The sequence below is a fragment of the Moraxella sp. VT-16-12 genome (assembly GCF_002224245.2).
In the GTDB taxonomy this organism is placed as follows: domain Bacteria; phylum Pseudomonadota; class Gammaproteobacteria; order Pseudomonadales; family Moraxellaceae; genus Moraxella.
The window spans coordinates 1-379 of record NZ_NKHK02000052.1 but is presented as its reverse complement, the minus strand read 5'-3'; the positions used below and the strand labels follow the sequence as shown (position 1 = coordinate 379).

The 379-nt window shown below is 53.3% G+C and carries 1 pseudogene; it reads right to left on the bottom strand.

The features are described 5' to 3' along the window. A pseudogene (gene wzxC, locus CEW93_RS10715) lies at window positions 1–379 on the bottom strand (colanic acid undecaprenyl disphosphate flippase WzxC); the annotation flags it as partial.

Genomic DNA, 379 nt, shown 5'->3' with positions numbered 1-379 from the left:
ATTTGCACCGCCAGCAGCATCCCCAGCGCCAGTTGCCCTTTCAGCACAATGCCCAGCGCATAACTGACCACCAGCGTCGGCACCGAGAGATAAAACGGCAGCCACAAACTCAGGATGTACTGGCGATAACTGGAACCGAGCACCGGTTTAATCATCACGAAATAGCTCAGAATGGTGTTGATAATCTGCACCAGCAGGAAGCCAAGCGTGACGCCGATTGCGCCCGCCATCTGCCCACCAATGATGATTGCCGGAATAAACAGAAAGGTTTTGAATACGTTGAATTTAAAGCTGATATCGACCCGCGCTTTCGCCATCAGCAGCGAACCAATCGGGTTACCCACGGAGCGCAGTAGCCCCACAATACCCAGCAATTGCC